Origin of the sequence: Mesorhizobium sp. M7A.F.Ca.CA.004.12.1.1 (assembly GCF_003997835.1) — a bacterium.
GTDB lineage: Bacteria > Pseudomonadota > Alphaproteobacteria > Rhizobiales > Rhizobiaceae > Mesorhizobium.
Genome location: NZ_RZRK01000566.1, coordinates 1 through 4,037, shown reverse-complemented (window position 1 = coordinate 4,037; position 4,037 = coordinate 1). Strand labels below are relative to the sequence as shown.

Here is a 4,037-nt window from a genome sequence, read left to right as displayed (position 1 = left end):
TGCCCGTGCCGCCAGCAGTGCCGGCAGTGCGAAGACGAACACGGCGAGCGCGTTCATGCCGATCATGCCCGTCACCGAGACGCTCTGCATCAGCAGCGGCACGGGCATGGCCGCGTAGCCGACGGCATTCCAGGGAAAACCGGTGAACAGGAAATCGCGCAGCCATTCCGCCAACCCGAAGCCGAAGGCAAGGGCGGCGATGCGGCCAATGTCGTTGCTCCACAGCAGCCGGGCTACGATTGCAGCAAAGCCGTAGAAAAAGGCGAGCATGAAAGGAATGCCGACCACCGCGAAGGGGAGCGCCCAGGCAAAACTGTCGGCCTCGACCAGCAGCGCCGAGCCGATCCACCAGAGGCCGGCGAGGAAATAGCCGAAACCGAACCACCAACCGACGGCAAAAGCCGGCCGCAGACGCCGGAACAGGCTGCCGGAAGCTTCGCCGGTGGCGCCGTCGAGCAGCCAGACCAGCAGCGGAAACGAGACGAAACAGGCGGCGAAGAAATCGTAAGGCGCCTGCCCAAGCACGGCAAAAGCGCCCGCGAGAAACGCCACGAGCGCACGCCGCCAACCCCAAAGCAGAATTATCCGGCCGGTGAGGCGCTCCATGCATACTTCCGAGTCGCGAATCAGGACACAAGATTTAACAGGCTGCGCTCCGCGCTCCAAACGGGCGGATGGCTGGCTGAGATGCACAGCTCCGGCCCTGCCCTACCGGTGCCAACCCTCGATTTGAACGCCGCCCAGCCGCTCGGCCTCCTCGCGCGGAACCGAACGGATGGTCTGCGTGAAGGTCCAGACATGGCCCTCGGGGTCGCGGGCACGATACTGGCGCTCGCCGTAGAACTGATCCGCCGGCTCCTGGATTATCTCAGCGTCGGTCGCCCGCGCCTGCTCGCAATGCGCATCCAGGCCGCCCTTCAGCCTGACATAGATCGACTGCGTGTTCCTGCCCGAGACCGAAGCCGGGCTGGCAACATAATCGCTCCATTCGGAATCGACGATGATGTAGCTGTCGCCGAATCGCATCTCTGCATGGACGAGTTTTCTCTCGGCATCGCTGACTACCATGCTGCGCTCGAAGCCAAATGCTGCTTCAAGCCAGTCCAGCTGCTGCTTCAAGCCAGTCCAGCGCGGCACGAGGGTCCTTGTAGAAGACACCGGACCCCAGACTTGGATGCTTGAACGGGTCGTCGACAGTCATCGGGCGAGCGTGAGGCTCACGCCTGTTCGGTGCGCGCGGTGGCGCGCCGGCGGCGCTCACCCTTCTGGCTCTGCACGATGCGCACGCGCTTGACGCGGCGCGGATCAGCATCGAGGACGTGGAATTCGAAGCCGGGTATGGCCTGCACCACCTCGCCGCGGGCCGGAACACGGCCAAGCGTGTTGAAAATCATGCCGCCGATCGTGTCGACATATTCGCCATGTTCACCGGCGGCGAAATCCCCGCCGATCATCTTGGCCACGTCGTCGATCTCGGCCTTGCCGTCGACGATGAACACGCCGTCGCCGCTCTGGGTGATCATCGGCTCGTCGTCGTCATGCTCGTCCTCGATGTCGCCGACCACCATCTCGACGATGTCTTCCAGCGAGGCGAGGCCGTCGGTGCCGCCATATTCGTCGATGACCAGCGCCATCTGGGTGCGCGTCGTCTGCATGCGGCCCATCAGGTCGGAGGCAAGCATCGACGGCGGCACGAACAGCACCGGGCGGATCAGATTGAGGTCGCCAATGGTGCGTGCGAGGTCGACCTGGGCAAGATCGAGAACCGTGGCAGCGGGGGTTTTCCTGGTCGTGCGGCCCTTCTTGACGCGCGCGATCTTGGTGATGTGGGCCAGCACGTCACGGATATGGACCATGCCGCGCGGATCATCGAGCGTCTCGGAATAGACCGGCATGCGGGAATGGCCGGATTGTTCGAAAGTGCCCAGGAGATCGCCGAGCGTCGTCGTGATTTCGACCCCCTGAATGTCGGCGCGCGGTACCATGACGTCCTCGACGCGCACTTCGCGCAGCCGCAGGATGTTGTTGAGCATGGCGCGTTCGCCGGGCGAGAAGGCGCCGGCATCGCTCGTCGTCTCGGCAAGCGCGCCGGCAATTTCCTCACGCAGGCTGGTTCCGTTGCGTTGCCGAAACAAGCCCAGAACGCGGTCGAACAGGGAGGGACCGGCAGGCAACGTCTCGCTGGCAGCGCTGCCAGCAGCAGAGGTACTGCTAGCGCCAGAGGTACTGTTAGCACCAGAGGTACTGTTAGCACCAGAGGTAACGGTACTCGGACTTGATCCCTCTTCCGACGTATCGGAAGCCTTGGTCGCACTGCCGGCGTCGGGGCGGGCGGCAGTTTCTGGTTTGTCGTTCATCGTCGTCCGGTCAATTGATCAGATGTAGTTACGCGTAGGGGTCGGGAATGGCAAGCCTTGCAAGCGCCGTGCGTTCGACGGCTTCCATCGCCTCGGCTTCAGTGTCGGTCTCGTGATCGTAACCCAGCAAATGCAGCAGGCCGTGGATGACGAGATGGGTGATATGGTTCTCGACAGGCTTGTCTTCCAGTGCCGCTTCACGCGCGACCGTCTCGGCGGCGAGCACGATGTCGCCCAGCATCGGCGGCAACGGTCCGCCTTGCACAAACGGAAAAGCCGGGAAAGACAAGACATTGGTCGGCTTGTCCTTGCCGCGCCAGCCGGCGTTGAGAACCCGGACATGGGCGTCGTCGGTAAAAACGAGGCTGAGTTCGGAACGGCCCGCCACGCCGGTTTCGGCAAAAGCCGCCTTGACGGCGCGATCGACCAGCCGCGTCAGGCTTGCCTCGTCGGGCCAGTTGCCCGCCTCAACCGATATGTCGATGTCGACGGGAACATTCCCGTCGCCGGATGTTATGTCCTCAGGCATGAAGCCGCATCGTCAACATCAATTCTCGGCGCCGAGGCCGCGCGCCAGCTTGGCGTCCCGGTCGTAGGCCCTGACGATTTCCGCCACCAGCGGATGGCGGACCACATCGCCGTCGTTGAAGCGCACGGTGACCGCGCCCGCCACGCCGTCCAGCACCCGCAAGGCTTCGACCAGTCCCGATTTGGTGTTCGAGGGAAGGTCGATCTGGGTCGGATCGCCGGTGACGATCATGCGCGAATTTTCGCCCAGACGCGTCAGGAACATCTTCATCTGCATCGGCGTGGTGTTCTGCGCCTCGTCGAGGATGACGGCGGCATGCGCCAGCGTGCGGCCGCGCATGAAGGCGAGCGGCGCGATCTCGATCACTTCGGCGGCAATGGCGCGCTCGACTTTGTCGGCGGGCATCATGTCGTAGAGCGCGTCATAGAGCGGCCGCAGATAGGGATCGACCTTCTCCTTCATGTCGCCGGGCAGGAAGCCCAGCCGTTCGCCGGCCTCGACCGCAGGCCGAGAGAGAATGATGCGCTCGACCATGCCGCGCTCGAGCAGCATCGCCGCATGGGCCACCGCCAGATAGGTCTTGCCGGTGCCGGCCGGGCCGATGCCGAACACCAGTTCCGACCGTTCCAGCGCCCGCATATAGGCGTCCTGGTTGAGTGAACGGGCATAGATCGTCTTCTTGCGGGTGGCGATCTGGGCGGCGGAAACCTTGCCCTTGCGCTCCAGCGTCGGCAGGGTCAGCTGATCGTCGGCGGCGATCGCCATGCGCACGGCGCCGTCGACGTCGGACTGGCCGATATCGACGCCTTTCTGGAGAATGCCGTAGAGGTTGTCCAGGGCGCGGCGCGCCTGCTCGGCGGCCGACGCCGAACCCTTGATGGTCAGCTGGTTGCCGCGTGAGCGGATGTCGACGCCAAGCTTCTGCTCCAGCCTGGCGAGGTTTTCGTCGAACTGACCATAAAGGGCGCTGGCAAGCTTGTTGTTGTCGAAAGTCAGAACGATGTGCGCCATGTCAGAAGCCCCAGATGCCGGTACCGGGGGCAGGTTCTTCAGCTCTGCTGCGCTCAACCGTCTCTCCTCATCTGCCGAGACCCTCAGGCCAATTCGGCGAACAGGCTGTTGTAGCCCGTCTTCGTGATTCGCACCTGGAT

3 protein-coding genes and 2 pseudogenes are annotated in these 4,037 nt (G+C 63.8%); all 5 read right to left on the bottom strand.

Annotation, left to right across the window (positions count from 1 at the left end; translation table 11 throughout):
• A pseudogene (locus EN984_RS25135) lies at positions 1-606 on the bottom strand (apolipoprotein N-acyltransferase); the annotation flags it as partial.
• Positions 607-708: 102 nt separating this feature from the next.
• Positions 709-1,201: pseudogene (locus EN984_RS25130) on the bottom strand (VOC family protein).
• Positions 1,202-1,217: 16 nt separating this feature from the next.
• On the bottom strand, positions 1,218-2,357 hold the full coding sequence (locus tag EN984_RS25125) for a hemolysin family protein (protein ID WP_127266946.1): 1,140 nt from the start codon (positions 2,355-2,357) through the stop codon (positions 1,218-1,220).
• Positions 2,358-2,385: 28 nt separating this feature from the next.
• Positions 2,386-2,886 carry an rRNA maturation RNase YbeY gene (ybeY, locus tag EN984_RS25120; RefSeq protein WP_127266947.1) on the bottom strand — a complete coding sequence of 167 codons (501 nt, stop codon included), beginning with the start codon at positions 2,884-2,886 and terminating at the stop codon, positions 2,386-2,388.
• A gap of 18 nt (positions 2,887-2,904) precedes the next feature.
• Entirely contained in the window at positions 2,905-3,897 is a 993-nt protein-coding gene (locus EN984_RS25115) for a PhoH family protein (protein WP_023758127.1), read from the bottom strand.
• Positions 3,898-4,037 lie beyond the last annotated feature (140 nt).

What these genes read in the sequence shown, in the direction of transcription:
- EN984_RS25125 (WP_127266946.1), bottom strand. Translation starts at nt 2,357, where the DNA reads ATGAACGACAAACCAGAAACTGCCGCCCGCCCCGACGCCGGCAGTGCG.
- ybeY (WP_127266947.1), bottom strand. Translation starts at nt 2,886, where the DNA reads ATGCCTGAGGACATAACATCCGGCGACGGGAATGTTCCCGTCGACATC.
- EN984_RS25115 (WP_023758127.1), bottom strand. Translation starts at nt 3,897, where the DNA reads ATGGCGCACATCGTTCTGACTTTCGACAACAACAAGCTTGCCAGCGCC.